We start from the raw sequence: 26396 nt of genomic DNA, 5'->3' as shown, positions 1-26396 counted from the left end.
CCGTGCCACTTGTAACGCCAGGAATATCTCTGACGATGACGCACACGGGCGAGGAGTTGGACACCGCCGTCGCTGCCGCAGCGCAGGGTGATCGTTCGGCTCTAGCCCAGGTATTGGAGATCGTTCGCCCGTTGGTAGTGCGCTACTGCCGGGCGCGAATCGGTTCCGCGGAGCGTGGGCAGCTCTCCGCGGACGACGTAGCGCAGGAGGTGTGCTTGGCCGTGATGACCGCCCTGCCGCGGTATCAGGATCAGGGCCGGCCCTTCATGGCCTTCGTCTACGGAATCGCTTCGCACAAGGTCGCAGACGCCCATCGCAACGCCGCCCGTAACAAGTCGGACGCGATGGCCGAAGTACCAGATGTCATATCCACCGACCAGGGGCCGGAACAGCGAGCTCTCGAATCCGAAGCCGGACGGCAGATGAACACTCTGCTGGCCACGCTTCCGGAGAAGCACCGGGAGATCCTGATCCTGCGCTTGGTGATGGGTTTGTCAGCGGAAGAAACCGCAACCGCCGTGGGCAGTACGGCGGGTGCGGTGCGGGTGGCTCAGCACCGGGCTCTCGCGAAACTCAAGTCACAAGTGGCGAGGGCAGGTGAAATGTATGGCTAGGGATGGCGAGCGCGGTCGGGGCGACTGGAAAGCGCGGCTTGGATCGCAGAACAGCGGTCCCTACGCCGAGGATTCCGGTGACACCGGACCGGTGGATATCGTCGCGGTTCGTCGCGATGACGCGCTGATCGATGCGATCGCCGGCGATGGAACCGTGTCGACCGACAGCGACGAGGAGTATCAACTCGCGACGCTGCTGGCGAACTGGCGGTCCGACATCGTCGACGAGCCGTTGCCGGCCGGACCGGATCTGGACGACATTGTCTCGGCTGTCAACCAGGAAATCGGTGCTCGGCAGGCAAGGGTCAATGTCACCAAGCGCGGTCACCTGCGGCTCGTGCGCCCGCTCATGGGCGCCGCGGCCGCGGTCGCGCTGATCGCCGGTGGTATGACGGCGTTCTCCTACAATGCCGAGCCCGGCGATCCGCTGTGGAAGGTCAAGGAGGTCGTGTTCAGTCAGCAGGCCCAGACCACCATCGCGCAGAACGCCCAGGGCGATATGGCCAAGGCGCAGGAACTGATCGCCGCGGGTCATCCCGATCAGGCCAAGCCGCTCCTGGCGAGCGCGCAGGCAAGCGCGGGGCAGATCAGCGATTCGGGTCGCAAGCAGACCCTCACCGAGCGATGGAACCAGGTCTGGACGCAGTTGCACGACAAGGCGCCCGAGATCGCAGCCTCGCTGCTGCCCAGCGGCGTGACGGTGCCGACGTTGCCGAATTCGCCCGTGTTGCCCACGACGCTCCCGTCGTGGCCCAACGGTGAGAATCCGGGTGGCAGCGCCTCGACCTCGCGTGATTCGCGCATGCTGCAGGCGCCGTCGGGTAAGCCAACCTTCCCGCAGACGCCCGTCCAGACGGCGCCCGGCGGTCCGACGCTGCCGACCACCCTGCCCGGCACCCCGCCGACCACGCACCAGAATCCGCCGACCACGAACGAGAATCCGCCGACCACCCGGCCCGGCGGACAGCCCACCGGAACCGTTCAGCCCACGGTCGAGCCGACGAGCGTCCGGGTCGTGCCGACCATGGGGACGGGCCCGTCGACGCATCCCTTCCCGACCGAGAATCCGCTGCCGACCCAGCAGCATTCGCTGCCCACCGTGCATCCGGAGCCGGTCGTGCCCTCTACGGTGCACATACCGTCGGGCGGTGGGTTCTTGCCGGGTGGGGGGATCAGATAGCCCGCAGCGCGGGCACCGACGAACAACGAGGCGTTCTCGCAACGACCGGACGGCCACAGGGCGTCCGGTTCTTTCTTCTCTTCACCCCGGCCCGCCGTACCTGCGCCGGGCCGGGCGAAAAGCGGATCAGGCGTCGAAACCGTCGAATCCGTCGCCGTGCAGTGCCTCGTTCATCGAGGCATCGGCGTACCCGCGGCAGTAGTCCCACGTCACGTAGGCTTCCGGGGTCGGATCGTAGGCGGGCTCGTGCGGGCGCACCGTGCCGTCGACCAGGAGCTGCAGTAGGTTGGCGCGCAACATATCCCAATCGTGGTAGTGATCCTGCCGACAGTCCTCGCAGCTCACCACGAGCCCGCGGATACCGCGGTGCGCCAGGAGCGCCTCGTAGACCGCCAGGTCGGCGAGATCCTCTTCGACCGCTAGCCGCTCGTGGGGGTCCAGCGGCTCCCCAGGCTCGATGGCGTCCAGCGCGGCCGACGGGTCGGAGGGGTCTCCGGCGAATGGGTCCGGCGGCAGGCCAGGTGGTAGATGGTCACGCACATTCCCACGGTACGCAGAACCACCCCCTCCGCGCCAGCGCTGTGAATATTTTGACGGGCCTGTCGCGCGTCCAGCAAACCCCGCACACCCCCGAACGCGCAACTCGGGGTGATCGAGGCCGGGCCGTCCTCGGGTGTGGGCGGAGCCGCCGCGCTCGCGCACATTCGCGGCCGATACCATGGACGCCAGGCGCCGGGAAAGACTTTTCGGCTCCGCAATCCGTCAGCAGAAATTCGCGAGCCCGGGCGTGTTCCGGGCTCACAGCGTTCGAGGTCCAGGAGGGGTCGATCCGATGAGTAGTCCCGTGATGGGCGAACGCGCCGTCCGCCCTCGTACGGGTGGCGACGATCCGAACAAGATCGCCATGCTCGGCCTCACATTCGACGACGTGTTGCTGCTGCCCGCCGCTTCGGATCTGATCCCCAGCTCGGTGCAGACGTCGAGCCGGCTGAGCCGGGATATCACGCTGCGCACGCCGCTGGTGAGTTCGGCGATGGACACGGTCACCGAGGCGCGCATGGCGATCGCTATGGCGCGTGCGGGCGGTATGGGCGTGCTGCACCGCAATCTCGCGGCCGCCGATCAGGCGTCGCAGGTGGAGACCGTGAAGCGCTCCGAGGCGGGTATGGTCACCGATCCGGTCACCTGCCGCCCCAGCGACACCCTCGCCGAGGTCGACGCGATGTGCGCGCGGTTCCGCATCTCCGGCTTGCCGGTGGTGGACGAGACCGGCGAACTGGTGGGCATCATCACCAACCGGGACATGCGTTTCGAGGTCGATCAGAACCGTCGCGTCGCCGATGTGATGACCAAGGCGCCGCTGATCACCGCGCAGGAGGGCGTCACCGCCGAGGCCGCGCTGGGCCTGCTGCGCCGGCACAAGGTGGAGAAGCTGCCGATCGTCGACGGCGAGGGCCGGCTGCGCGGGCTCATCACCGTCAAGGACTTCGTCAAGACCGACCAGTACCCGAACGCCACCAAGGACCGCGATGGCCGTCTGCTGGTCGGCGCGGCCGTCGGCGTCGGCGCGGACTCCTGGTCCCGCGCGATGACGCTCGCCGACGCCGGGGTCGACGTGCTGGTCGTGGATACCGCACACGGCCATCAGGTGCAGGTGCTGGAGATGGTCACCAAGGTCAAGACCGAGGTCGGCGACCGCATCCAGGTCATCGGCGGCAATGTCGCCACCCGCGAAGGCGCCGCGGCGCTGATCGCGGCCGGCGTGGACGCGGTGAAGGTGGGCGTGGGCCCCGGCTCGATCTGCACCACGCGCGTGGTCGCCGGTGTCGGCGCGCCGCAGATCACCGCGATCCTCGAGGCCGTCGCGGTGTGCAAGCCCGCCGGGGTTCCGGTGATCGCCGACGGCGGCATCCAGTTCTCCGGTGATATCGCCAAGGCCATCGCGGCCGGCGCGTCCACCGTGATGCTCGGCTCGTTGCTGGCCGGCACCGCCGAATCGCCGGGTGAGCTGATCCTGGTCGGCGGCAAGCAGTTCAAGAGCTACCGCGGCATGGGTTCGCTGGGTGCGATGCAGGGTCGCGGGCAGGCCAAGTCCTACTCCAAGGACCGCTACTTCCAGGACGACGTACTCGCCGAGGACAAGCTGGTGCCCGAGGGCATCGAAGGCCGGGTGCCGTTCCGCGGTCCGGTCAATCAGGTGATCCACCAGCTGGTGGGCGGTCTGCGGGCGGCCATGGGCTACACCGGATCGCAGTCGATCGAGGAGCTGCAGAACAAGCAGTTCGTGCAGATCACCGCGGCCGGGCTCAAGGAGAGCCACCCGCACGACATCACGATGACCGTCGAGGCGCCCAACTACACCGGGCGCGGCTGACACCCCGGTAACCGGGGGGCGACTGGGCGCTGGTGAGGGTGGTTAGGCTCTTGCTGTGCGTCCGGCTCTCGCGCGACATCGGGCCCGTACTCGTTGCGGGGGCGGTTGCGTGTGCGACGCGGCTCGTTGTTCCGGACCGCGACATGTGCGGTGACGGAGCACCCGGCGGCTCCGCGGACCGGCGAGCCTCCCGGCCCCGCAAACCCGCGATGCCCGAGGCGGCGCAGCACGTACTGCGCAGGAATTAAGGAGTACTTACATGCGCGACATGGTCGAGATCGGCATGGGCCGGACCGCCCGGCGGACATACGAACTGGACGATGTCGACATCGTTCCCTCCCGGCGCACCCGTTCGTCCAAGCAGGTGTCCCTGGCCTGGCAGCTCGATGCCTATCGCTTCGACATTCCGCTGGTGGCGCATCCGACCGATGCGTTGGTGTCGCCGGAGTTCGCGATCGAGCTCGGCCGCCTCGGCGGGCTCGGCGTCATCAACGGTGAGGGGCTGTGGGCCCGGCACGCGGATGTGGCCTCCTGTATCGATCACCTGTTGGAGGTGGCCGAGAAGGAGGGCACCGAGGCGGCGATCGCCCTGCTGCAATCGCTGCACGCCGCGCCGATGCAGCCGGATCTACTGGCTTCGGCGGTCGCGCAGGTGCGGGCCGCGGGTGTGACGGTGGCGGTGCGGGTGAGCCCACAGAACGCCCGCGCGCTGACCCCGGGCCTGGTGCAGGCGGGGATCGACCTGCTGGTGGTGCACGGCACCATCATCTCCGCCGAACATGTCGGCGACGGGGAGCCGCTGAACCTCAAGACCTTCATCGCCGACCTGGACGTTCCGGTGGTCGCGGGCGGAGTGAGCGACCACCGCACCGCACTGCATCTGATGCGTACCGGCGCGGCCGGTGTCATCGTCGGGTACGGCTCGACCGCGGGCGCGACCACCACCGGTGAGGTGCTGGGCATCGGAGTGCCGATGGCCACCGCGATCGCCGACGCCGCCGCGGCTCGCCGGGATTACCTGGACGAGACCGGCGGTCGGTATGTGCACGTCATCGCGGACGGTGACGTCGTGTCCTCCGGGCAGTTGGCCAAGGCCATCGCCTGCGGCGCCGACGCGGCCATGCTCGGCGTCCCGCTGGCCCTGGCGCAGGAGTCGCCCGCCCGCGGCTGGTACTGGCCCGCCGCGGCCGCGCATCCGTCCGTCCCGCGCGGCGCGCTGCTGAAGTTCGCCGACGAGGACGACCGCCCGACCCTGCAGCAACTGCTCTACGGCCCGTCCAGCGATCCGTGGGGCTCGATGAATCTCGTTGGCGGCCTTCGTCGTTCGATGGCCAAGGCCGGTTACCGCGAGTTGAAGGAATTTCAGAAGGTAGGGCTCAGCGTCCGCGCTTGACACGGTACCGCCTCCCCGGAGGTCCCCGTTCGCTTCGAAAAAGCACACTAGAACAACAGATTTCCCAGGAACATGGGTAACTCATCGGGTCCGCCGGAACGCGACCATGCACTCGACTTCCGGCCCGAAGTCTCCAGGCACCCGATGGCACGCTGAAGTCCGGGGAGGCGGCCACGCGTCAGCGGGACTGGGTCAGGACGGTTTCGCGGAGGAATTTGCGGATGGCCGAGTTCACCTGGGCCGGATGGGTCATGTTGACCGCCTGCCGGGCTGCCTCGATCTCGACGAAACGTGAATTCGTCAGTCGCCGAGCCATTTCCACGGCATTGGTGCGGGCGATGCCGGCCAGGGTGGGGTGGATGACCAGGACCGGGCAGGTGATCTCGGGCAGGCGGTCCAGGACCGAATCGCGGCCCAGAATGCAGCCCGCGGCCACCTCGGTGGCGTGCGGGTCGCGGGAGAGCCAGCGCCTGACCCACACCGTGCGATACCAGCCGTCCTCGCCGATCAACCACTGCGCCAGCTGCTCGGCCATCTGGCGGCGCAGGCGCGGTTCGTGCCAGCGCTCCAGGAAGCGGCGGGAATTCTCGAGCTCGTGTGCGGTCGGGGCGTGGGCCTCGGTGGCGATGAGGATCAGCGCCGCGACCCGTTCGGGGGCCAGCAGTGCCGTGCGGATGGCGCTGAATCCGCCCTGCGATGTGCCGCCGACGATCGCGCGATCAACCCGAAGCTGATCGAGGACCGTGAGCGCGTCCCGCGCGGAGGTCCAGTAACTGAACGGCAGCCCCTGGTCCCGAGTGTGCCCGTGGCCGCGGGCATCCCAGGTGACGATGCGGAATTCCGGAGACAGCGCGGCGACCTGCGAGGCGAACATCGTTCTGTCCATGAAGAATTCGTGCCCGAGTAGGACCACCGGGCTGTGCCCACCGCTGTCCTCGTAGTGTATTTCGGCGTCGATCGCACGGGCGAATGGCACGAGCACGAGGATAGCTGGAACCCGCGTCCCACATGGGCGGTTGTCCAGCTTGTCCCACTGGCGCACCGCGATGCGCCGCCGAATCCGAGGCTGCTCCACATTCGCCGGAGCATTGGTGCGCCGCACGGGGATTCGATCCTGTCGGCTCGGAGAGAACAGTGCGACGTTCGCTCGAAGCCGTCGACGCCGACCTGCTGGGTGGTGCGGAAAATCGGGCTGAGATCGGCTCGCAGCAACTCGCCTCTCCCGTCCCGCCCGAAGCGAGCCGCCTTACCGGCAGCGAACACACCGCCGCGAAGCGGAGGCCGAAAAGTACACCGGGCGAAGCGTCTCTGTCCGGCTGGAACAGTCGGGCAAGAAACGCCAACCGTAAGGTTTTTCGGCGCGGCTCGTCGTTCAGCCCTCGAAGTGCATAGCCGAAGGCCGAGTCTCGAGGGCTGAACGACGAGCCTTACTGCGCCGAAAAACAGCCGGAGCGAAGCGGAGGCCGAAATTGCAGCCTCGTAGACTGTTGCGGTGGCAGAAACCCAGCGACCGGTGCTCGTTGTCGATTTCGGGGCGCAGTATGCGCAGTTGATCGCGCGGCGGGTTCGCGAATCCAGCGTGTACTCCGAGGTGATTCCGCATACCACGACCGTCGAGGAGATCGCCGAGCGCGCGCCGCTCGCGGTGATCCTGTCGGGTGGGCCGTCGAGTGTGTACACCGAGGGTGCGCCGCAGCTGGATGCACGGCTGTTCGATCTGAACATCCCGGTCTTCGGCATCTGCTACGGATTCCAGGCGATGGCACAGGCCCTGGGCGGTTCGGTCGCCCAGACCGGCACCCGCGAGTACGGACGCACGGAATTCAGCGTCGACGGCGGTGTATTGCACGGTGGTCTGCCCACCGTGCAGCCGGTATGGATGAGTCACGGCGACGCGGTCACCGACGCTCCGGCGGGTTTCGAGGTCACCGGCACGAGCGCGGGCGCCCCGGTGGCGGCCTTCGAGAACACCGAGCGGCGGCTGGCCGGTGTGCAGTATCACCCCGAGGTCCTGCACTCCCCGCACGGCCAGCAGGTACTGAGCCGGTTCCTGCACGAGATCGCCGGTATTCCGGCGGCATGGACCCCGGCCAATATCGCCGAGGTGCTGATCGAACAGGTGCGAGACCAGGTCGGTGACGGGCACGCGATCTGCGGTCTGTCCGGCGGCGTCGATTCCGCGGTGGCCGCGGCCCTGGTGCAGCGGGCCATCGGCGACAGGCTGACCTGCGTCTTCGTCGACCACGGCCTGTTGCGCGCGGGGGAGCGCGAGCAGGTGCAACGTGATTTCGTCGCCGCGACCGGCGCCAAACTGGTGACCGTCGACGCGGTGGACAAATTCCTCGGTGAGTTGAAGGGCGTCACCGATCCGGAGGATAAGCGCAAGATCATCGGGCGCGAATTCATTCGCTCGTTCGAGGACGCCGTGGCTCAGGTCGTGAAAGAGGCCGGGGCCGCGGAGGGTTCGACTCCGAAGGTGGAATTCCTGGTGCAGGGCACGCTGTATCCGGATGTGGTGGAGTCCGGCGGCGGCGCGGGGACCGCGAATATCAAGAGTCACCACAATGTCGGCGGTCTGCCGGAGGATCTGGAGTTCTCCCTCGTCGAACCGCTGCGGTTGCTGTTCAAGGACGAGGTTCGCGCGGTCGGGCGCGAATTGGGGCTGCCCGAGGAAATCGTTGCGCGCCAACCGTTCCCGGGGCCGGGATTGGCCATCCGCATCGTCGGTGAGGTCACCCGGGACAGGCTGGAGACGCTGCGGCACGCCGATGCCATCGCCCGCGAGGAATTGACCGCGGCGGGGCTGGATCGGCAGATCTGGCAGTGCCCAGTGGTGCTGCTGGCCGATGTGCGCAGCGTGGGCGTCCAGGGCGACGGCCGCACCTACGGTCATCCGATCGTGCTGCGCCCGGTGTCCAGTGAGGACGCGATGACCGCGGACTGGACGCGGCTGCCGTTCGACGTCCTCGAGCGCATCTCCACCCGCATCACCAACGAGGTCGCAGAGGTGAACCGCGTCGTACTCGACGTGACGAGCAAGCCTCCGGGGACCATCGAGTGGGAGTGAGCGCGGGACTCGCGTGACGACAGGGCCCGGACCGTTCGACGGTCCGGGCCCTGCTCTTTTCCGGAGTTTCAGCGTCGGCGTCGACGCGGCGAGATCACCATCATGATCCCGGCCGCGACGGCCACGGCCACCACGATCCAGCCGACCGGGACGAGGCTGTGCGTGGGCCACGCGGACGGGCCCAGGAACGCCCACACGCTCACCACCAGCGCCAGCAACCCCGCGAACAGGAGCGAGAACGACGGCACGCGACGGGTTTCCGGATCATCGGTCCTGGATTTCTCAGCCATGGGTCACCTCCGCATCTCCGGCCTGAACGTCGACATCGAGGGTGAGCACCGGGCCGGTGGCCGGGCCCACGAGTCCCTGCGGACAACTGACGTCGCCGACATTCGCCCGGCACCGCGCGTCCAGGCGCATCGATGCGGGTACCCGGACGTGGAAGTCGCCCGCGCGCACATGCACCGCGACGGTGCGGTTCTCGGTGAGATTCAGCGACCGCAGATCCAGCGTTCCGTCACCCGCGGTGATCTGGTAGCTGGGATTCAGTTCGGCCGTCGTCGCCGGTGTCCAGGTGTGCTCGCCCATCGTGGAGCGGTCGAATGTCACCGGGCCGACGAGCGAGGCCAGAATCACGAATCCGGCCAGCGGGGCCAGCAGCACCATCAGGCCGTAGCCGCGTCGCATGAACGCGCCGGTCAGCAGGCCCAGCCCGACCACCGCCAGCGCGACCGCGCCGATCCGGCCGGGGGTCATCCAGCTCACGCTGGCTGCCGCCAGCGCACCCGCCCCGGCCGCCGCGAGTACGGCCAGACCGATCACGATCGGGGTGAGCCGGGAGCGGGGACGCGGTGGTGGTGGCGGCGTCGGCAGCACCGGGCCGCGCGGGGTGGGATCGGGCAGATCCCAGGCCAGCGGGGACACTCCCAGCGGATCCCAGCCCGAGGGGGTCGGGCCGATCCGGGACGGGTCCGGTGTGGGCCGGAAGGGGCCGGTACGCGGTGGTGTGATCGGTTGTGTCGCTGCGCTTTTCGTGTCGGCGCTGTTCGGGGTGAGTCCCTCGTCCACCGGCGCGCTGGGCGAATCCTGTTCTGCGGTGGCCGGATCCACCGGAGGGGTGGAGCGGAGTACGGCGGTGTCCGACGCCGGAGCATCGGCCTCGGTGTGCGGTGCGCGATCTCGCGGAATGACCTCGGTCGCCGTATCGGATGCGGAAAAATCCTGGACAGCAGCATCTTTCGGCTGATCCGGCTCGTAGTGATCGGGGAGTCTGGTGTAGGGGCCGTAGGTCGGCCCGGTCCAGGTGGGACCGCCAGGGAACACTCCGGGATATCCGGTCGCAGCGGGTCCGCCGTCGGGCAGCAGCGGATCGGTGCTGCCCGCGGGCGGATTGGGTTGACGCAGGTACAGCAGCCACCAACCGGCCACCATCAGCGCGAAACTGATCAGTCCGGCCCCGCCGAGCCCGGCGCCCACCGGCCCCACGGTGCTGACCGCGATCACCAGCGCCACGATCAGCACCAGCGTCTTGGTCGGTGACTGCATGCTGTGGCCACGGCCGATCAGGCTCTCCGCGGCGGACACGTCGTCCTGCGCGGCCGGCATCAGCAACCATGCCAGCAGATACAGCACGATGCCCGATCCGCCGAAGATCGTCGACACCACGAAGGCGACCCGCACCAGCACCGGGTCCACCCCGTAGCGCTGCCCGAACCCGGCCGCCACACCGGCGACCGGCCCCCGGCGCGGCAGTCGCACCGGCCGCGTCCGCCACAGATGATGGAGCTGTTCGTTGAATCCGGTCCGGCCGGCCCCGCCGGCCCAGCCGTTCGCTCTGGTCATAGCTCCATGGTGGCCGTGCCGGTGCCCGGATCGCATCGGGGATGTCCCTGATTGGTCTCCTGAGAATCGGTTTTCGCGGGCGGAGGTTCAGTCCCCGCGCATCCAGTGCGGTCCGCCGCCGTCGCGATTCGCGCCCTTCTCGATCATCGCGAGATTGTGATAGAAGTGCAGGCCCCGGATGTGGGTATCGGTATCCGACGGTTGTCGTCCGGTGATCTCCTCGTAGTTCAGCCCGTCGACCAGGGTCTTGAGGAATTCCGTGCTGGTCGGGGCCCCGGCCGGGCCGGGCGGCCGACCGCCGAAACCCGCCCAGTAGGAGGTCTGCAGATCCTCGACCACGTAGATTCCGTTCTCGCGGAGCGCCGGAAACAATATCGCGAAGCTGGCCATCACGTGCTCGCTCCGATGGCTGCCGTCGTCGATGACGATGTCCAGCGGCCCGGTCGCGGCCAGGACGCGTCGCAGGTCCTCGGGTGCGGACTGGTCTCCCCGCAGCACCGTCGTGCGCGGGCCCGACATGTGTGTCTTGTCGAAGATGTCCAGGCCGTAGATCGCGGCCCGGGGGAAGTAGTTCTTCCACATCCGGAGCGATTCGCCGCCCTGGGCGGGATCGTGGTAGCCGCCGACCCCGATTTCCAGGATTGTCAGCCGACGATCCCGGATCGGTTCGAAATGTCTCTCGTACCACTGCGGATACTGGTGGGCGCCCCACTTGTCCGAGCGGTGGCGCACGCAGAGTTCGGCCAGTCCCGGCCGATAGGCGTGGTCGATCGAATCCAGCAGCCGGCGTACGGTTTCGAAGGCATCCTGCGGTCGGCCGAACCACCCCGGTGCATCGCTCTCCGCCCAGCGCAGGATCCGGGTGGCACTGGATGCGCCGCCGCGGGGGCCGCAGACCGCACGGACGACCTCGGGTAGCGACTGTTCGATCGTGACGGCCGCCCCAGGGTGCGGGTCGGTGAAGACGGCCTTCGCATCCTCGACCCGGATGGCGACGTCGGCGGCGGTGTCTCCCATGTGTAACCGGAACAGGATGTCGGCAGGTGGGCACCCGTGCAGATCCACGCGATCGAGTATCTCGGCCAGCGCGGTTCGGGCGACCGGGTCCACACCGATGTCCGCGATGCATTCGATGAGGACGCGATCGTCCGACCCGGCGGCATTGAGCAGCCGGTCGACACCGGAATTCGAAACAGGGTGAGTCACCCGGCAACCGTGGCACCGGGGTGGTGCCTCGTCAACCGGGCCGACGCGTGATGGCCCGTGCCCCGGCATGTTTCGGCGCCGGCCGTCGGTGTTTCGCGGTCGGTCGTCGGCGGACGGCCTCTCCCCGAGGGGGAAATGGGGTATTTCCCCGATGGTCGCTGTCGGTGGGGCGTGCCAATATCGAGGCATGTATCCGTCCACGCCCGCTTTCGATGCCCGTGGGGTCGAGCTCACCGCGCCGCGCATGCAGCGGCGGTCCGGTGGCCGTGTCGTGGGCGGGGTGGCCGGCGGGGTGGCCGATCATCTCGGGGTCGACGTGTTCAAGGTGCGTGTCACCTTCGTGCTGCTGTCGGCGCTGATGGGCGCGGGCATCGTCGCCTACGGGCTGCTGTGGATCTTCACCACGTCCGGCCCGGACGGCCCGCCGCCGACGGCTCGGGAACGGCGGCAGGCGGCCGGGCTGGCGCTGCTGGGCGTGGCGCTCGCGGTGTCGATGTCCTGGTTGTTCAGCGGTTCCGCGGCCCGGGTGGTCGGGCCGATCGTCGTGGTCGCGGTGGGCGCGGCGCTGGTGTGGCGAGAATTCGACGCGGAGGGCCCGCGGTCGGTGTTCGGGCTGCCCGCCCGGCCCACGGTTCTGACCTGGACGCGCATTGTGGCTGGTGCGACGTTGATCGTGGTCGGGCTGGGCGTGGTGGTCCTCGGCCGGATCAATCTGAGTTCGCTGGGCTCCGCGCTGATCGCGGTCGCGGTCACGCTGATCGGGGTCGGCCTGCTGACCGTGCCGCTGTGGCTGCGGATGATGCGGGCGTTGAATTCCGAGCGGTCGGCCCGCATCCGCAACGAGGAGCGCGAGGAGATCGCCTCCCATCTGCACGATTCGGTGCTGCAGACGCTGGCGCTGATCCAACGGCAGGCCGAGGATTCCCAGGAGGTGCTGCGGCTGGCTCGCAGCCAGGAGCGCGAACTGCGCAAATGGCTGTTCGAGGACGCCACGCCCGCCCAGTCCAGTCTGGCTGCCGCGTTGCGCACCATTGCGGGTGAGGTGGAGGATCAGTACGGGGTGAAGGTCGCCCCGGTGACCGTCGGCGATGTGTCGATGGATCCGGGCTATACCGGATTCGGTCTCCCCCGAGAGCATTTCACCGCCCTGCTCGGGGCGACCCGCGAGGCGCTGGTCAATGCCGCCAAACACGCCGGGGTGCCCACCATCGATCTGTTCGCCGAGGTCGAACCGCATCAGGTGGGTGTGTTCGTGCGCGACCGGGGGGATGGTTTCGACCCGGCCGACGTTCCGGCGGATCGGCAGGGCCTGGCCAAATCCATCCATGCCCGGATCGAGCGTCGCGGCGGCACGGTGGTGATCGACTCGACGCCGGGGCGCGGCACCGAGGTGCGGATCACGTTACCGCGCAGCGATTCCGAGGGGGCGCAGGAGGTGTCGGGCGATGCGGTGCCCGAGCCCTCCGCGGTTCCCGAATTCGATTCCGGAAGGCATTGAGGCGCAATCTGTTCCGTATCCCCGGTGACGGCGGATCAGCGTTCGCGAATCGGGCGGGCATGACGAGCGTGGGCGGGGCAAGATGCGATGTGGTACCGATGACGGTGTGCCATGCCCGGCATGCGTGTGAGTTCCGGTCTCAGGTGAGGAGATGCAGTGTCCATCCGGGTGTTTCTGGTCGACGACCATGCCGTGTTCCGCTCGGGTGTGCGTGCCGAACTGGGCCGCGAATCCGATATGGAGGTCGTCGGTGAGGCGGGGGCGGTGGCCGAGGCCGTCGCCGGAATCGCCGCGGCCCGGCCGGATGTGGTGCTGCTGGACGTGCATATGCCCGATGGCGGCGGAGTCGCGGTACTGCAGGGCCTGGAACACGGCCAGCAGGGCCCGGTCTGCTTGGCGCTGAGCGTATCCGACGCCGCCGAGGACGTGATCGCGGTGATTCGCGCGGGTGCTCGCGGCTATGTCACCAAGACCATCTCCGGCCCGGAACTTGCCGACGGGATCCGGCGTGTGGCCGGCGGTGACGCGGTGTTCAGTCCGCGCCTCGCCGGTTTCGTGCTGGACTCGTTCACTGGGCGCTCCCCGGCCCCCGAACCGCCGCTGGATCCGGAACTGGATTCGCTGACCCCGCGCGAACTCGAGGTGTTGCGCCTGCTCGCCCGCGGCTACACCTACCGGGAGATCGCCGAATCCTTGTTCATCTCGGTGAAAACCGTGGAAACGCACGCCTCCAACGTGCTGCGCAAAACCCAGCAGTCCAACCGGAACGCGCTGACCCGCTGGGCCCACCGCCGCCGCATCGACTGACGCGGCTTCCAGCCCGCGGCTACATCACGGCGATGAGGATGACGACCAGGATCAGCAGGCCGATGAGGAGGCCGACCGCGATGGCCAGGGGGGCGGCGTTGGGGCCGAGGGAGGAGAAGGCGAAGGCCGGTTTGCGTTGCGCGGCAGGGGCTTTGGGGGCATTGGCGCGGGGTGGGCGCGGAAGCGGGGTGGAGTGCGGGCTGCGCAGTCCGGCCGCGGAGTTGCGGGCCGCCCAGGCGGGAATGGTGCCGTCCTCGGTGCGGACCGGGGCGCCGAGAATATAGGGGCCGGTGCCGGGACCGAATGCGGCAGTGAGGATTTCGTTGCGGGCCTCGGCCATGGTGGGCCGGCGCTGCGGTGCGGGTTCCATCATGTGCAGCAGCGCCTGGGTCAGGGCGCCGCTGCGGGTGGGCGAGATGATCTGGGCCATCGCGGCGCGGGTCACGATGACCTCGTCGTCGTCCTCGTCGATACCGTAGGGCGGATGCCCCTCGATCGCGGTGTACAGCGTTGCGCCGAGGGAGAATACGTCGCTGGCGGCGGTGGGCTGCGCGCCGCGCGCCACCTCGGGCGGCAGGTAGGCGGGAGTGCCGGTGATCACGTCCTCCGGCTCGTCGGACAGGTCCCCGGCGCCGCGCGAGATACCGAAGTCGCTGAGTTTGACCTTGCCGACCTCCGCGCCCCGATCGGCGACCAGGATGTTGCCGGGCTTGATGTCGCGGTGCACGATGCCCGCGGCGTGCGCGGTGGCCAGCGCATCGGCGACCTGCGCGCCGATCTGTGCCACCTCGATCGGCGAGAGCGCGTCCGCCAGCGCCAGCGCCTTGGCGACGCTGCGGGAGGGCAGGTATTCCATCACGAGCCACGGTTCACCGGCCTCGAGTACCACGTCGTAGACGGCGATGGCGTGTTCGTGCGACAGCTTGGCCGCGACCCGGCCCTCGTGCACGATCCGGTCGCGGACCACGCGGGCCTCGTCCTCGCTCAGGCCGAGCGTGGACAGGACCTGCTTGATGGCGACGTCGCGGTTGAGCAGCCGGTCGGTCGCCAGCCAGACCGCACCCATACCGCCGCCGCCGAGTTTGGATTGCAGACGGTAGCGGCCGGCGACCAGATAGTCGGGGCCGACGATGGAGCGGGCGCGTTCGGTCACGGGCGCGAGAATAGCGGAAAACCATCCTGACTGGCCTGCTTCGGAACCATGAGGTTGATAAGAGCACCTCGTGGCGGCAGGTTTTCGCCGTCATCCGGAGCGGGGGAGCGGGTGATGCCGCAGGTCACGGTAGTTGCCGAGCATCCGAGGACGTCCGGACACCCGTCGGCGGCCAGGATATTCGCGGATATCGCTGTCGGACAGCCGGTTCGAGCCGTGAACGATCGTGGGAGAACCCATCTTCGTGGTTACCGGTCCGCTGACCTCCACCAGTACGGCCGTCTACGTCGCGGTGATCGCGGTCCGATCCGGTGACGGATACGACCACAAGTGACAACTACATCCTGCGTCACAGCCGCTTGACGCAGTTGGGGGTGGGGGTTCTACTGACAGTCGATCGAACGTATATTCGATTAGCATCGATAGCTGGATCGGTGCTGGGATCCACTCGGTGGAGATAGGCGGTCGAGGATGGGTTCGCTCGACGAAGTGCGGCACGAGCGGCTGGCCGAGTTGCGCCGGCGGATGGCCGCGATTCCGGCGCGTGGGGTTGCCTCGGCGGTCCGGGCGCCGCTGTCGCGGGAGTGTCGCGGTGAATCGCTGCCGGTACCGTCCGCGCTGGTCGAGCTTTTGCCGGAAGGGGGGCTGGTCAGGGGTTCGGTGGTCGAGTACTGGGGTGCTAGCTCGTTGCTGGCCGGACTGCTGGCGTCGGTGACCGGTGCCGGTGGGCATGCCGCCGCGGTGGGACTGCCCCGGCTCGGTCTGCTCGCCGCGGCCGAGATGGGTGCGGATCTGGAGCGGCTTGCGGTGGTTCCCGACCCGGGGCCCGATCCACTGGAGGTTGCTTCCATATTGCTGGACGGTCTCGATCTAGTGATGATCGGTATGGGCGGACGGGAGGTGCCGCCTGCGCGGGCCCGAGTGCTCGCCGCTCGGGCTCGCGGCAAAGGCGCCACGCTCGTGGTGGCGGGCGGGCGCTGGAGTGGTTCGATGCTGCGTATCGATACCCGGATCGCCGGCTACGGAGGTCTGGGGCGTGGTTGTGGACGTCTGCGCACCATGCGCCTGGATGTCCGTGTCCGTGGCCGCTCGATCCCGCACCGCACCGGCACGCTCGACCTGGCCCCTCGGGGCGGGCATATCGAATGGGTTGCCGCACAATCGGATTCCGCTGTGCCGACGATCGCGGAGGCGCGCCATGCGGCATCGTGATCCGTGTGACGCGGGGCCGGGCTGTTCGGTCCGCGCCACCGGGGTTCGTGCACGGTGTCGGTGAGGGCTGGGCGTGTCTCCCGGGTGCTGGCGCTGTGGTGCCCGGACTGGCCGGCCGTCGCGGCCGCCGCGGCGGCGGATATCTCGCCGACCCGGCCGGTGGTGGTGCTGCATGCGAATCGGGTCGTGGCGTGTTCGCAGTTGGCGCGGTCCGCCGGGGTGCGGCGCGGGTTCCGGCGGCGAGAGGCGCAGGCACGATGTCCCGACCTGTATGTGTCGCAGGAGGATCCGGACCGTGACGCGCGGTTGTTCGAACCGGTGGTGACCGTCGTGGACGCGACCGTGCCCGGGGCGGAGGTGTTGCGTCCGGGCCTGCTGGTGCTGGCTGCGCGGGGCGCGACGCGGTTCTTCGGTTCCGAGGAGGAGGCGGCCGAACGGCTCGTCGACGCGGTGGCGGCGATCGGGGTGGAGTGCCGGATCGGGATCGCGGACGAGATGTCCACGGCGGTCCTGGCCGCGCGCCGGGCCGCCCTCGTGCCGCCGGGAAAAGGTGCGCAATTCCTGGCGGCACTGCCGGTGAGCGAACTGGCCACCGAGCCGAGCCTGGCCGGTCCGGAACGTGCGGACCTGGTGGATCTGTTGCACCGCTTGGGCTTACGGCGGATCGGCGATTTCGCCGCGCTGACTCCGGCGGAGGTCGCCTCCCGATTCGGCGCCGATGCGATCGCGGCGCATCGCTGCGCCCGCGCCGAACCGGAACGTGCGCCCGCCGCCCGCCCGCCCGCGCCCGAACTGACGGTGGAGTATCCCTGCGATCCCCCGATCGACCGGGTCGATGCGGCCGCCTTCGCCGGCCGCTTGCTCGCCGTGCGGTTGCACGAACGTCTGGCCGACGCCGCGGTGGCCTGCACCCGTCTCGCGGTGACCGCGGAAACCGCTGCCGGAGAACGACTTTCCCGGATATGGCGATGTGCCGAACCGCTCACCCCGGAGGGCACCGCCGATCGGGTGCGCTGGCAACTGGACGGCTGGCTCACCCATCGCGCTCTCCGCGGCGACGTCTCGGGACACGACGAGTGGACCGGAATCGCGGCGATCGGCAGCGGGCCGGACCGTTCCGGGGAATCCCGTACGCGGCGATCGGCGCCGTCGAACGGGAGCGTGGGCGATACCGCGGCTCCCGGACGACGTGGTGTCGGTGACCTGCCTGCGGCCCCGATCGTCCTGCTGCGTCTGGAACCGGTCGAGGTGGTGACGGCCGGTGCGCTGCAACTCGGTTTGTGGGGCGGGGAGGGTGAACAGGAGGAACGGTTCCGGCGCGCGCTGGTCCGGGTGCAGGGCCTGCTGGGCGGGGAAGCCGTGTTGAAAGGTGTGCTCAGCGGCGGCCGTGGCCCCGCCGAACGCATCACGCTGATCGCGCTCGGCGACGAGCGGTCACCCGCCGCCGACCCCGCCCTGCCCTGGCCCGGCCGGCTGCCCATGCCCGCACCCGCGGTGGTCCTGCTGGATCGCCCCGAGGTGATCCTGGAATCCGCCACGGGCGTCCCGATCTGGGTCACCGATCGCGGCCTGTTCACCGCCGACCCGGCCCGTCTGCGCTGGGGGGCCAAGGACTGGCAGGTCGCCGCATGGTCCGGTCCCTGGCCCCTGGACGAACGCTGGTGGTCCGGCGTCCACACCGGCGCCGTCCGCGCCCAGATCCTCCTGCAGGACGACGTCATGGTCCTGCTCTTGTTCGGTCACGACCACACCTGGCACGCGGAGGGCCTCTACGATTAGCCGCCCGGTCAGGGTCTGGAGATCCAGATTTTTCGCCCGGCCGCGACGAACCCGGCGCGCAGGTAGAGGTTCGCCTCGTTCGGCGCGGCCTCGAGCCAGACCGTCCTCGCCCCGCGTCCGTGGGCCGCGGCAGCCAGATAACGGCTGATCGCCGTCGCGATACCGCGGCGACGGAAGGATTCCAGGACGCCGACGGCAGCGAGTTCGCCGATATCTCCGATCGTCTCGACGAGGCCGGAGCCGACGGGCCGGCCGAGGGCAGTATCCGTGGCCAGTGCGATCAGCCCGCCGCGTCGGGTGCAGGAGCGCAGGCGGGCCAGATCGTTCGGGCCTGCCGGTTCGGGGCTGCGGTAGGCCAGGTTCTGCGCGACGGCGGCGGCGAACAATTCGTCATCACTGGTCGCGAGCTGTAGGACCACACCGGCCGGGGTTGGGCGACGGGGAGTGAGCCGGGCGCGGACACCATGACCGGCGGTCGGCCCTCGACGGTGAACCCCGCGCTCCTCAGTGCGGCTTCCACCTGCGGCGCGGCGGCCGGAACGTACTCCAGGCGCGGCACCCGCCCGTATCTTTCGAACACCGTGACCAGTGCGGTGATGTCGGCCGGGCCGGGTCGGGCGCCGTCGTCCGGGACGGCGTAGTTGCGCCACGGATCGGCGCTGTGTGCGTCGAACGTCGCCAGGAACGGGCCGATTCGCTCATGGGCGCGCTGTGCGACCGCAGCCCGGATATACCCGGCGACCAGGCCGGATATATCGCTGTCGAAGGAAACACTTATAACAGGAACCCCTTTTGTGTCGAGCTTTCCAGGAAGGGACTTCGAGGAAAGGACGCAGCCACCGCCGACCAGGCCCCACAGGGACCGGTCGTGCAGTAGCCGCAGATCGGCTGCCTGCTTCGGGGAGGCCTCAGCCCTTTCGGAAGGTGTTCGTCATCGTGCTCGGACATGAGCGCGCGCCCCTGATCTCGACGCAAACAGATATCGCAGGGCGGTCCGGCTATCGCCCTTCTGGTCGGCCACGACCATGCCTGGCATGCCCGCCGGAATGTGATGTGGCGGGCCCGCGCGTCGATATCGGCGGCTGCGGGTCGGCGGCCCGTATCCTGGCTGATCGTGGAGTCGATGGTTACCAGTGTTTCGTCCGGGGACGTGCGGATCGCCTATCGCGATTTCGGATCCGCTGCCACGGCGCATCCGCTGTCCGAGGTTCCGGTGTTGCTGGTGCACGGTATGGGCGGGGACGGGCACACCTGGGATCGGTTCGGGCAGCGGCTGTTTCGGCTGGGACGCCGGGTGATCGTGCCGGATCTGCGCGGGCACGGACGCAGTGCGCACGCCGGTTCCTACCGGTTCGACGAATTCGGTGACGATCTGCTGCGGCTGTGCGAGCAGCTCGAGTTGACCTCGGTGGATCTGGTCGGGCATTCGCTCGGCGGTTATGCGGCGACGTGTGTGGCGATCGAGCGGCCCGAGCTGGTGCGTCGCCTGGTGATCGAGGAACAGCCGTTGCCGCTGCGTTCGGATGCCGAGCAGCTCACGCTCACCCGTCGACTGCCGACGGTGCCTGAGCTGTGGCATGCGACGACCAATCTGCTGCGTCATCCGAGTGCCGTGCTGGCCTTCGACCGGTCGATGACTCGGATCGCGCTGGAGCAGTTCCGCACCCCGAATCCGCGGTGGTGGGAGCGGCTCGGTGGGATCACCGCGCCAACCCTGATGTTGCGCGGCGGACCCGGCGGCATGGTCGATCCGGAGAAGCTGGCGCTGCTGCGCGCCACCGTCCCGGACTGCACGGTCGTGCCCTTCGACTGCGGGCACAGCATCCACCGCGACCGCTATCGCGAATTCGCCGCGGCGGTCCTGCCGTTCCTCGGGCACTGACGGTCGCCGCCTACCGGCAACCGCTGAAATGGTGTTGCCGGTGCAAGCCCGAGCGCGGCACCATCGTGGGATGGACACTGCACGGCCCGCGGTGCTGACGCCGCAAGTCGCGCCGCCCGAGCGAATCGATCTCGGCGACCTGGTGATTCGGCGGTGGCAGCGAGGCGATGCCGAGGCGCAGTTCCAGGCGATCGAGGCGTCGTACGAGGAGTTGCACACCTGGATGCCGTGGCTGCCCGAGCGGCGGACGCGTGCGCATCAGCGCGAGTTCATCGAGGCCGCGGTCGCGAACTGGCCCGCCGAGGGGAATTGCAACTACGGCATATTCGATCCGGCGGGAACGCTGCTCGGCTCGCTCGGCCTGCACGATCGGGTCGGTCCCGCGACGCTGGAGATCGGATACTGGTGCCATACCGGCTATACCGGCCGTGGCGTGATCACTCGTTCGGTTGCCGGCTGGCCACGATCGCGCTGGCCCTGCCCGGTGTCGAACGCATCGAAATCCACTGTGACGCAGCGAATATCCGCAGTGCGGCGGTGCCGCGGCGGCTCGGGTGGCGATTGGAGCGGACCGAGCCGCGCGAGCGGCATGCGCCGGGGGAGTCCGGACGGGGGATGGTGTGGGCGCGCGAACGCGCCGATCTACCAGTGGGTTCCGGGGACCAGACGCGCCGCGCGGCGCAGGACGGTGCGGGTGGCGCGCCCGGCTTGTGACCGTTCGCGGTGCGGTTTACGTTGCGGGGCGGGGATTTCCGGAGCAACCTCGGGCGTGGCCTCGCCTTTGGCGGCGGGGGAGTCCGGCAGGGCGCGGTAGTACCGGTGCAGGACCCGGTCCTTGAAACGAGGGGTGAACAGGCTGCCGTATTCGGCGAGGGTGCCCAGTGGGACGTCGATGCGCTTGGGACGTTCGATCAGCGCGCGCACGATGGTCGCCGCGGCCCATTCGGGGGATTCCGAAGGGCCCTGTCTGCCACTGGGAGCGATCATCGGGGTGCGCACCAGCGGCATGTGGATGGTGGTGAAAGTGACGTTGTCGGCGAGCATTTCGATCGCGGTCACCTCGGCGAACTTGTCCAGCGCGGCCTTGGAGGCCAGGTAGGCGGCGAAGCGTGGGGTGGCGACCTGCACGCCGGCACTGGAGATGTTGACGACATGCCCGAATTTGCGTTCGCGCATCTGCGGCAGCAGCGCAAGCGTCATCCGTACCGCGCCGAAATAGTTGACCGCCATGGTGCGCTCGAAGTCGTGCATCCGGTCGGTGGAGCGGTGCACGGCCCGCCGGATCGACCGCCCGGCATTGTTGACCAGCATGTCGACATGTCCATGCTCGTCGAGAACGGCCTTGACCGTCTGCTCGACCGACTCGGCATCGGTCACATCGCACCGATATCCGTGCGCCTGCCCGCCCGCGTCTCGCACCTCGGCGACCACCGCGGCCAATTCCTCCTCGCGGCGGGCCAGCAGTAGCACCACCGCGCCCTTGGCGGCGACCGCCAGCGCGGCGGCCCTGCCGATACCGGAGGAGGCCCCGGTGATGAGTACATACCTGCCGGTCAGATCCAGTCGGCCGCGCCGGGGTCGATCGGCCGCGTGATTGTCGATCATCACCGCTCCCTTGCAGTTGGATTCGACATGAACTTACTCCAAAGTAAGTTCAGGCGGCAATGGCTGGCCGCGTCGGCGGCCGGTTATCGGCCCTCGAGGCGGCCTTGCGCATGCTCGTCACCTCCCCGCTGTCTCGCGCGTCATCGCCTTGCGGAACGAAACCCATGTCGTCGGCCGTCGGGGTGGGCGTGATACTTCAGGACGCTTGCCCATGTGTCGAATGTATGTTCGAGTATAGAAAGAACCGAATGGTCTGTAGGAGGTGTGTATGGGCTGGGGACAGGGCCCGCCGAGCTGGGCGGAGATGGAGCGGGTGCTTTCCGGGCGGCCGGGGCGCGATCGGCCCGAGGGCGACGGCGGGGACAGTCCGGCCTGGTCGCGTAAACGTGGTGCGTATCGGGCGGGAGAGCGGCCGGTCGGGGGCGAGCCGGTGGTGCCGTATGCGGAATTGCACGCGCACTCGGCCTACAGCTTTCTCGACGGCGCCTGCCAGCCCGAGGAACTCGTCGAGGAGGCGGTGCGGCTCGGGCTCGAGTCGCTCGCACTGACCGATCACGACGGGTTCTACGGTGTGGTCCGGTTTGCGGAGGCCGCGCGCGAATGGGGGTTGCCGACGGTGTTCGGTGCGGAGCTGTCACTGGGCGACGTCGCCGGAAACGATGTGGGGGATACCGAGCCGCGCGCGGGCAACCCTGATCCGGGCGGCACACACCTGCTGGTGCTCGCCCGGGGGCAAGAGGGCTATCGGCGGTTGTCGCGGGAGATGTCGTTCGCGCATATGACCGGTGGGGAGAAGGGGATCCTGCGCTACGACCTGGATCGGCTCACCGCCGCGGCGGACGGGCATTGGCAGATTCTCACCGGATGCCGCAAAGGCCATGTGCGCCAGGCGCTTCGGGAGGGTGACGCGCAGGCCGAGGCCGCACTGCGCGACCTGGTGGAGCGGTTCGGCCCCGACCGGGTCACCGTGGAACTGACCCGGCACGGCACCGCGACCGACGACGAGCGCAACGCCCGGCTCGTCGCCCTGGCCGATCGGGTCGGACTGCCGATCGTCGCCACCACCGCGGCGCATTTCGCCGTACCTCGGCAGGGTCGGCTGGCGATGGCGCTGGCCGCGGTGCGGGCCCGGCAGAGTCTGGACGGGATGGATGGCTGGCTCGCCCCCGCCGGCGGGTCGCACCTGCGTTCCGGTGCGGAGATGGCCCGCCTGTTCACCGCCTGTCCGCAGGCGGTGCCCAATGCCGTTGCCCTGGCACGCGAATGCGCTTTCGATCTCCAATTGATCGCGCCGAAGCTGCCGCCGTTCGACGTTCCCGACGGATACGACGAGGATTCCTGGCTGCGCAGGATCACCTACGAGGGGGCCGAGCGACGCTACGGCTCACGGTCGGCGAATCCGAAGGCATACCGGCAGCTCGACCACGAACTGCGGGTCATCTCGGAGATGTGTTTTCCCGGCTATTTCCTGGTGGTGCACGACATCGTCGAATTCTGCCGGAAAAGCGACATTCTGTGCCAGGGAAGGGGTTCGGCGGCCAATTCCGCGGTCTGCTATGCCATCGGCATCACCAATGTGGACCCGGTGGCCAACAAGCTGCTGTTCGAACGTTTTCTGGCGCCCGAGCGCGACGGGCCGCCCGATATAGATGTAGATATCGAGTCCGATCGCCGGGAGGAGGCGATCCAGTACGTCTACCGCAGATACGGCCGCGAATATGCCGCGCAGGTGGCCAATGTGATCACCTATCGCGGTAAGTCCGCGGTTCGTGATGCCGCACGGGCGCTCGGGTTTTCGCCCGGACAGCAGGATGCGTGGAGTAAACAGGTGAGCCGCTGGCACGGCGTTGCCGAGGAGAAGGATTCCGATATCCCCGCCGAGGTCCTGGAATTGGCAGGCCGGATCGAGGGTCTGCCACGGCACCTGGGCATTCATTCCGGCGGCATGGTGATCTGTGATCGGCCCATCGCCGATGTATGCCCGGTGGAGTGGGCGCGCATGCCCGGACGCAGCGTGCTGCAGTGGGACAAGGACGATTGCGCCGTCGCGGGATTGGTGAAGTTCGATCTGCTCGGTCTGGGCATGCTCTCGGCGTTGCACTACATGATCGATCTGGTACACGAGCACAAGGGCGAACTCGTCGAGTTGCATCGACTCGATCTCGCCGAAACCGCCGTGTACGACATGCTTTCGCGCGCGGATTCGGTGGGGGTGTTCCAGGTGGAGTCACGTGCCCAGATGGCCACCCTGCCGCGGCTGCGGCCGCGTGAATTCTACGATCTCGTCGTGGAGGTGGCGCTGATTCGGCCCGGTCCCATTCAGGGAGGTTCGGTACATCCCTATATCCGTCGCCGCAACGGCGCCGAAAAAGTGGAGTACGACCATGCGGCACTGCGTAATTCGTTGTACCGCACGCTCGGCGTACCGCTGTTCCAGGAGCAGTTGATGCAGATGGCCGTCGACGTGGCCGGATTCACCGCGGCCGAGGCGGATCAACTGCGCCGGGCGATGGGTTCCAAGCGCTCGCCGCAGCGGATGGAGCGACTGCGCGGGCGGTTCTATCGCGGTATGCGCGAATTGCACGGTATCACTGGTGAATTGGCCGATCGGATCTACGAGAAGGTCTATGCCTTCGCGAATTTCGGTTTCCCGGAGAGTCATTCGCAGAGTTTCGCCTCGCTGGTCTTCTATTCGGCGTGGTTCAAACTGCATCATCCGGCGGCGTTCTGCGCCGGACTGCTGAACGCTCAGCCGATGGGTTTCTACTCGCCGCAATCGCTGGTCGCCGACGCCCGGCGACACCGGGTGGTGGTGCACGGCCCCGATATCAACCACAGCCTCGCCGCGGCGACCTTGGAGGAGCGGGGGACGCAGGTGCGGCTCGGCCTGGGCACGGTCCGGTACATCGGCGACGATCTGGCCGCCCGGATCGTCGAGGCTCGCGCGAGCGGCCCGTACACATCGTTCCTGGATCTGACCGGACGCGTGGAACTGACTGTGCCGCAGGCCGAATCGCTGGCCACCGCGGGTGCGCTGGACAGTCTCGGGATCACTCGTCGAGAGGCGCTGTGGGCCGCCGGCGCCGCGGCGGGCGAGCGGGCGGATCGGCTGCCCGGTACCGGCGCGGCCACCGCCGCGCCCACGCTTCCCGGGATGAGCGACTTGGAGTCGGCCGCCGCAGATGTCTGGGCGACCGGTGTCTCACCCGGCAGTTATCCGACCGAATTCCTGCGTCCGCAACTGGATGCACTGGGCGCGATACCAGCCGCCGGGCTACTCGCGGTGCCCGACGGCTCGAAGGTGCTGGTGGGCGGAGCTGTCACACATCGGCAGCGGCCCGCCACCGCCGCCGGGGTCACCTTCATCAATCTGGAGGACGAGACCGGCATGGTGAACGTGGTGTGCTCGGTGGGGTTGTGGCAGCGTTATCGCCGCCTTGCCCAGGGTGCGTCCGCACTTCTGGTGCGCGGACGTGTGCAGAACGCCGAGGGCGCGGTCAGCGTCGTCGCGGAACATCTGCAACGCATGGATCTGCGCGTCGCATCACGTTCACGCGACTTCCGCTGAACCCGGCTAGAAGTCGCTGCCACCTCCTCCGCCGCCGTCACCACCACCGCCGTCGAACCCGCCGCCGCTGTCGCCGCCGAAGCTGTAATCGCCTCCGCCGCCGCCGAACTGGTCGCCGCCGCCCTGATAACCCTGGTCGTAACCACCCTGGTCGTAGGCGCGGTCACGTTCTTCCTCGCGGCCTTCCATCTTCCCGAGTTCGTAGCCGAGCAGGCCGCCGCCCACCGCGCCGCCGACCGCGCCGAGGCCACCGGCCATACCGGGGCTCATCCCGCCGCCCGGGCCGTAGCCGCCGCCGGGACCGTAACCGCCCGGACCGTAACCGCCCGGGCCGTAGCCGCCGGGGCCGTAGCCGCCCGGCGCGCCGCCGCCGCCACCGGGGAATCCGCCGCCACCGCCGCGCCGGCGCCGGACCACCGCGACGATGGCGGCCACGATCAGGGCCACGATGATCAGCGGGCACAGCCAGCCCAGCCAGCTGCTGCCGTGACCGGTGCTCGTGGCGTGATGGTGGGACCGCTGTGGCGCAACGTTGTTCGCGTTGTGCGGGGCGGCCTGGTTGGCGGTGCTCGCGAGCGATTGCAGTGCGGCCACGGTCGCGCCGGTGTAATCACCGGAGCCGAAGGCGCCCTTGAACGCCGCGCCCGCGGCCGAGGTGTCCCGGATATGTGAATTGGAGCCGGTCTCGATCGCCAGATGCCGGGACTTGGTGTTGATCGCGATCACCACGTCGGTCGCGTTCCGCACATCCTTCTTCGCCTCGCTCTCGAAGGCGGAGTTGTCGTCGGAGAACTTCTCGGTGGTGTAGATCTGCACCGGATCGGACAGTGTGTTCCCGGCCGTGGTCACGCGCCCGGCGTCGAGAACCTTCGAATCGTCGTGAATGGTGACCGGACCGGCCAGGGCCGCACCCGTCGTCGCCAGGATTATTCCCGCTGTCATCGCCAGCAGGACTGTCAATCGCTTGGACATACCACACTCTCTGGTCGTTGCCAGGGCCCTGCCGCCCCCGTTCCCACCCGAGCGTACCGGGTCTCACAGACAAGACTCGGTGGTCTCGTATCGGCATGCTCGGGTACCGGAGAACGCGCACCCCTATTGCGTTCCCGCACCCCTTGCGAGCTGCGAAAAGGGTGCGTTCACCAGGAGAGGGTGCGGCTGTCGCCGGACCCGTGACAGGCGCATGCGGGGCTGGATACGGTGCCGGAAGTCGTTG

The 26396-nt window shown here is 68.6% G+C and carries 20 protein-coding genes and 1 pseudogene; 12 read left to right on the top strand and 9 right to left on the bottom strand.

The window, feature by feature from the left end:
• Positions 1-35 precede the first annotated feature (35 nt).
• Together NV1_RS05575 and NV1_RS05570 are read left to right on the top strand one after the other, a co-directional pair.
• Positions 36-614 (top strand): sigma-70 family RNA polymerase sigma factor, encoded by a 579-nt coding sequence (locus NV1_RS05575; RefSeq protein WP_040819228.1) that lies wholly within the window; start codon positions 36-38, stop codon positions 612-614.
• Positions 607-1794, top strand: a complete 1188-nt coding sequence (locus NV1_RS05570) for an anti-sigma-D factor RsdA (protein ID WP_245713568.1) — start codon at positions 607-609, stop codon at positions 1792-1794. Before NV1_RS05575 ends, NV1_RS05570 begins: the two co-directional genes overlap by 8 nt.
• Positions 1795-1920: 126 nt before the next feature.
• On the opposite strand, the gene NV1_RS05565 is transcribed toward NV1_RS05570, so the two are convergent.
• The gene (locus tag NV1_RS05565) at positions 1921-2334 is read right to left on the bottom strand and encodes a DUF5319 domain-containing protein (protein WP_019932909.1); all 414 of its coding nucleotides are present in this window, start codon (positions 2332-2334) and stop codon (positions 1921-1923) included.
• 292 nt (positions 2335-2626) lie between these two features.
• Between NV1_RS05565 and guaB the strand changes: the two genes are divergently transcribed.
• Complete coding sequence (gene guaB, locus NV1_RS05560) at positions 2627-4168, top strand: IMP dehydrogenase (protein WP_245713567.1); 1542 nt, start codon at positions 2627-2629, stop codon at positions 4166-4168.
• 259 nt (positions 4169-4427) lie between these two features.
• Positions 4428-5561, top strand: coding sequence for a GuaB3 family IMP dehydrogenase-related protein (locus NV1_RS05555; protein ID WP_067886154.1), 1134 nt, complete (start codon positions 4428-4430; stop codon positions 5559-5561).
• Positions 5562-5739: 178 nt separating this feature from the next.
• Here NV1_RS05555 and NV1_RS05550 read toward each other — a convergent pair whose 3' ends face one another.
• The gene (locus NV1_RS05550; protein ID WP_067886693.1) at positions 5740-6537 is read right to left on the bottom strand and encodes an alpha/beta fold hydrolase; all 798 of its coding nucleotides are present in this window, start codon (positions 6535-6537) and stop codon (positions 5740-5742) included.
• Between the two features lie 516 nt (positions 6538-7053).
• Here NV1_RS05550 and guaA point away from each other — a divergent pair.
• Positions 7054-8628, top strand: coding sequence for a glutamine-hydrolyzing GMP synthase (gene guaA, locus NV1_RS05545; RefSeq protein WP_067886153.1), 1575 nt, complete (start codon positions 7054-7056; stop codon positions 8626-8628).
• 68 nt (positions 8629-8696) lie between these two features.
• Here guaA and NV1_RS05540 read toward each other — a convergent pair whose 3' ends face one another.
• The 3 genes from NV1_RS05540 to NV1_RS05530 all read right to left on the bottom strand — a co-directional run bounded on the left by NV1_RS05540 (position 8697) and on the right by NV1_RS05530 (position 11676).
• Entirely contained in the window at positions 8697-8918 is a 222-nt protein-coding gene (locus tag NV1_RS05540; RefSeq protein ID WP_067886151.1) for a hypothetical protein, read from the bottom strand.
• Positions 8911-10470: a PspC domain-containing protein gene (locus NV1_RS05535; RefSeq protein WP_067886149.1), complete on the bottom strand. Its 1560-nt coding sequence runs from the start codon at positions 10468-10470 to the stop codon at positions 8911-8913. The genes NV1_RS05540 and NV1_RS05535 overlap by 8 nt, the downstream gene beginning before the upstream one ends.
• A gap of 87 nt (positions 10471-10557) precedes the next feature.
• Positions 10558-11676 carry a class I SAM-dependent methyltransferase gene (locus NV1_RS05530; RefSeq protein WP_067886147.1) on the bottom strand — a complete coding sequence of 373 codons (1119 nt, stop codon included), beginning with the start codon at positions 11674-11676 and terminating at the stop codon, positions 10558-10560.
• Between the two features lie 187 nt (positions 11677-11863).
• On the opposite strand from NV1_RS05530, the gene NV1_RS05525 reads away from it, so the two are divergent.
• Together NV1_RS05525 and NV1_RS05520 are read left to right on the top strand one after the other, a co-directional pair.
• Positions 11864-13174: an ATP-binding protein gene (locus tag NV1_RS05525; protein WP_067886145.1), complete on the top strand. Its 1311-nt coding sequence runs from the start codon at positions 11864-11866 to the stop codon at positions 13172-13174.
• A 162-nt stretch (positions 13175-13336) separates the two neighbouring features.
• Positions 13337-13981 (top strand): response regulator, encoded by a 645-nt coding sequence (locus NV1_RS05520; RefSeq protein ID WP_067886691.1) that lies wholly within the window; start codon positions 13337-13339, stop codon positions 13979-13981.
• Positions 13982-14000: 19 nt separating this feature from the next.
• Here the strand turns inward: NV1_RS05520 and NV1_RS05515 are convergent, their stop codons facing one another.
• Positions 14001-15134: a serine/threonine-protein kinase gene (locus NV1_RS05515; RefSeq protein ID WP_067886143.1), complete on the bottom strand. Its 1134-nt coding sequence runs from the start codon at positions 15132-15134 to the stop codon at positions 14001-14003.
• Between the two features lie 471 nt (positions 15135-15605).
• Between NV1_RS05515 and imuA' the strand changes: the two genes are divergently transcribed.
• Both imuA' and NV1_RS45490 read left to right on the top strand, forming a co-directional pair.
• Positions 15606-16346: a DnaE2-dependent mutagenesis accessory factor ImuA' gene (gene imuA', locus NV1_RS05510; protein ID WP_067886141.1), complete on the top strand. Its 741-nt coding sequence runs from the start codon at positions 15606-15608 to the stop codon at positions 16344-16346.
• Positions 16347-16406: 60 nt separating this feature from the next.
• A complete protein-coding gene (locus NV1_RS45490) occupies positions 16407-18125 on the top strand; it encodes a DNA polymerase Y family protein (RefSeq protein WP_245713566.1) in 1719 nt (572 codons plus the stop codon).
• Between the two features lie 8 nt (positions 18126-18133).
• Here the strand turns inward: NV1_RS45490 and NV1_RS44440 are convergent, their stop codons facing one another.
• Positions 18134-18544 (bottom strand): GNAT family N-acetyltransferase, encoded by a 411-nt coding sequence (locus NV1_RS44440; RefSeq protein WP_169813290.1) that lies wholly within the window; start codon positions 18542-18544, stop codon positions 18134-18136.
• A gap of 695 nt (positions 18545-19239) precedes the next feature.
• Between NV1_RS44440 and NV1_RS05495 the strand changes: the two genes are divergently transcribed.
• On the top strand, positions 19240-20007 hold the full coding sequence (locus NV1_RS05495) for an alpha/beta fold hydrolase (protein ID WP_067886689.1): 768 nt from the start codon (positions 19240-19242) through the stop codon (positions 20005-20007).
• Between the two features lie 28 nt (positions 20008-20035).
• Positions 20036-20404, top strand: a pseudogene (locus NV1_RS45485) (GNAT family N-acetyltransferase); the annotation flags it as partial.
• 245 nt (positions 20405-20649) lie between these two features.
• On the opposite strand, the gene NV1_RS05485 reads toward NV1_RS45485, so the two are convergent.
• Entirely contained in the window at positions 20650-21612 is a 963-nt protein-coding gene (locus NV1_RS05485) for an SDR family NAD(P)-dependent oxidoreductase (RefSeq protein ID WP_067886137.1), read from the bottom strand.
• A gap of 268 nt (positions 21613-21880) precedes the next feature.
• Here NV1_RS05485 and NV1_RS05480 point away from each other — a divergent pair, with 268 nt between their 5' ends.
• Positions 21881-25180: an error-prone DNA polymerase gene (locus NV1_RS05480; protein WP_067886135.1), complete on the top strand. Its 3300-nt coding sequence runs from the start codon at positions 21881-21883 to the stop codon at positions 25178-25180.
• A gap of 6 nt (positions 25181-25186) precedes the next feature.
• Here the strand turns inward: NV1_RS05480 and NV1_RS05475 are convergent, their stop codons facing one another.
• The gene (locus NV1_RS05475) at positions 25187-26152 is read right to left on the bottom strand and encodes a hypothetical protein (protein WP_067886134.1); all 966 of its coding nucleotides are present in this window, start codon (positions 26150-26152) and stop codon (positions 25187-25189) included.
• Between the last annotated feature and the right edge of the window lie 244 nt (positions 26153-26396).

Origin of the sequence: Nocardia vaccinii NBRC 15922 (genome assembly GCF_001613305.1) — a bacterium.
In the GTDB taxonomy this organism is placed as follows: Bacteria; Actinomycetota; Actinomycetes; order Mycobacteriales; family Mycobacteriaceae; genus Nocardia; species Nocardia vaccinii.
This window is presented reverse-complemented; position numbering and strand designations above follow the sequence as displayed.

Coding starts and splice junctions, on each gene's coding strand:
- NV1_RS05480 (WP_067886135.1), top strand. CDS start 21,881: ATGGGCTGGGGACAGGGCCCGCCGAGCTGGGCGGAGATGGAGCGGGTG.
- NV1_RS05475 (WP_067886134.1), bottom strand. CDS start 26,152: ATGTCCAAGCGATTGACAGTCCTGCTGGCGATGACAGCGGGAATAATC.
- NV1_RS05575 (WP_040819228.1), top strand. CDS start 36: ATGACGCACACGGGCGAGGAGTTGGACACCGCCGTCGCTGCCGCAGCG.
- NV1_RS05485 (WP_067886137.1), bottom strand. CDS start 21,612: ATGATCGACAATCACGCGGCCGATCGACCCCGGCGCGGCCGACTGGAT.
- NV1_RS05570 (WP_245713568.1), top strand. CDS start 607: ATGGCTAGGGATGGCGAGCGCGGTCGGGGCGACTGGAAAGCGCGGCTT.
- NV1_RS05525 (WP_067886145.1), top strand. CDS start 11,864: ATGTATCCGTCCACGCCCGCTTTCGATGCCCGTGGGGTCGAGCTCACC.
- NV1_RS05540 (WP_067886151.1), bottom strand. CDS start 8,918: ATGGCTGAGAAATCCAGGACCGATGATCCGGAAACCCGTCGCGTGCCG.
- guaB (WP_245713567.1), top strand. CDS start 2,627: ATGAGTAGTCCCGTGATGGGCGAACGCGCCGTCCGCCCTCGTACGGGT.
- NV1_RS05555 (WP_067886154.1), top strand. CDS start 4,428: ATGCGCGACATGGTCGAGATCGGCATGGGCCGGACCGCCCGGCGGACA.
- imuA' (WP_067886141.1), top strand. CDS start 15,606: ATGGGTTCGCTCGACGAAGTGCGGCACGAGCGGCTGGCCGAGTTGCGC.
- NV1_RS05535 (WP_067886149.1), bottom strand. CDS start 10,470: ATGACCAGAGCGAACGGCTGGGCCGGCGGGGCCGGCCGGACCGGATTC.